This window comes from Streptomyces sp. UW30, assembly GCF_008042075.1.
Taxonomy (GTDB): domain Bacteria; phylum Actinomycetota; class Actinomycetes; order Streptomycetales; family Streptomycetaceae; genus Streptomyces.
Genome location: NZ_RDBN01000183.1, coordinates 1 through 2,009, shown reverse-complemented (window position 1 = coordinate 2,009; position 2,009 = coordinate 1). Strand labels below are relative to the sequence as shown.

Genomic DNA, 2,009 nt, shown 5'->3' with positions numbered 1-2,009 from the left:
CGTCGTGGACCTCGCCACGCTTGTGCGTGGTCCCGGTGGTGTACAGGATCCGCTCGGTGACGGTGGTCTTGCCCGCGTCGACGTGGGCGAGGATGCCGAGGTTGCGGACGACGGCGAGGGTGTTGAGGTTGGTGCGCACGGCCCGTGGCCTTTCGGATGATCCGGACGATCCGGATACGAAAAGGGGTCAGCGCGATTTCCGGACGAGCGCAGGCGCCCACGCGAGCACGACCTGCCGTCCCGTCAGAACAGGGGAACGGCAGGGGCGTTGAAGTGAGTACTGCTCGGGCGCTCTCAGGTGTTCGTCACGGGCATCCGGTGCCGGCCGCGCAGCGGGCACCGGGCGGACGAGGACACCAGGATCACCTCGTACCGGGAGGGGGAGACGACGACAGCGGTGCGGTCACGCACGGCCCGGCTCCCCTCGACTGGTCACGACTACGCGCCGACGTCTACGGGGCGGCGCGTGATTGCGTGGTGAGTCTAGGGAACCGGGCGAGGTCGGGGCACGTGATTTTCCGATCCGTGGGACCGAGTGCCGCTATGCGTCGTCGTCGATGGTGATGGCGGCCGCGGGGCAGACGGCGGCGGCCTCGCGGGCGGCGGCATGCAGGGCCGGCGCCGGCGTGGGGTCGAGCAGGGTGACGAGCCCGTCGTCGTCACGTTGGTCGAAGACGTCGGGTGCGAGCAGCACGCACTGCCCGGCGCCGCAGCAGCGGCCCTGATCCACAGTGACTTTCACGGCGGTTGCCCTTCCTGTCGGTGCGGCGGCCGTCACCACCGCACGGGCACCGTCTGCAGCCCGCCGACGAGGAGGCCCTCCACTCGCCGCAACTCCCCTACGGACACGCCCAGTCGAAGGGTCGGCAGCCTGCGGAGGAGAACCTCGAGGGTGACCTGGAGTTCGGTGCGCGCGAGGCTCTGCCCGAGGCAGGAGTGCGGTCCGGCGCCGAACGTCAGATGGGGGTTCGGGGACCGGGACAGCACCATGTCGTCGGCGTCGGTGAAGACCCGCTCGTCCCGGTTGGCGGCGGGCATGCTGCACACGACGGTCGTGCCGCTCGGCAGCAGCTCGCCGTCGACCTCGACGTCCTCGGTGAGATAACGCCGGATGCCGAAGCCGAGGTTGGCGTCGAAGCGCAGCGCCTCGTCGACCGCGGTGCGCACGAGGGTGGGGTCGGCCAGCAGCCGCTCCCACCGGGTGCGGTCGGCGAGCAGCATGGCGACCATCTTGCCGATCATGTTCGCGGTCGTCTCGTGCCCGGCGACCAGCAGCCCCATGGCGGTGCCGAGCAACTCGTCGTCGGTCAGCCCCTCCCCCTCGCCCTCGCTCTCCCTGATCACCATGCTGATCAGATCCTCGCCGGGCTCGGCGTGCGTCGCCGCGATGTGCGCCGCCATGTACTGGGCGAACTCGTCGTACGCCGCCCGGGTCTGCTCGCCGGTGTAGCGGCTGACGTTGAGGAAGGCGTCGGACCAGTGCGAGAACCGGTCCCGATCGGCTGCGGGGACGCCCAGGATGTCGCAGATGACGTAGACGGGCAGCGGGAAGCCGAGGGCGGCCTTGAGATCGGCGGGCTGTCCCTGCCGGATCATCTCGTCGACAAGGCCCTCGGCGGTGCGCACCATGCCGGGGCGCAGGGCGGTCATGCGTTTGGCGGTGAAGTACTTGCCGACCTGCCGACGCCAACGCAGGTGCGGCTCGCCGCGATCGGGCAGAGCCAGGGGCGAACTCCCGTCGGCGGCGGGACCGCCGGCTCCTTCGGGGGCGATCCGGGCGGCGCCGTCCTCGGCGGTCGGCCGGGCGAACCGGGGGTCGGCCAGCAGGGCTTTGACGTGGTCGTGGCGGGTCAGATAGGCCGCCTTGTCACCGCTGGGGAGTTCGACGGTGTCCAGGCCGGGCAGGAACTTGAAGGCGATACGGCGCGGGACGCAGTAGTCCCACACCGCGTCCAGGGTCGTCTGCGCGTTGTCCGGACACGCCGAGACGTGGATCTTCCAGCCCGCCC

General features: G+C 70.8%; 3 protein-coding genes. All 3 read right to left on the bottom strand.

Features of this window, described 5'->3' with window-relative positions; translation table 11 throughout:
- A partial coding sequence (locus tag EAO75_RS45460) for a GTP-binding protein (RefSeq protein WP_148000964.1) occupies positions 1-139 on the bottom strand: 139 nt, incomplete at its 3' end.
- 402 nt (positions 140-541) lie between these two features.
- Entirely contained in the window at positions 542-742 is a 201-nt protein-coding gene (locus EAO75_RS45455) for a ferredoxin (RefSeq protein WP_148000963.1), read from the bottom strand.
- Between the two features lie 32 nt (positions 743-774).
- On the bottom strand, positions 775-1,947 hold the full coding sequence (locus tag EAO75_RS45450; RefSeq protein WP_261989740.1) for a cytochrome P450: 1,173 nt from the start codon (positions 1,945-1,947) through the stop codon (positions 775-777).
- Positions 1,948-2,009: the final 62 nt, after the last annotated feature.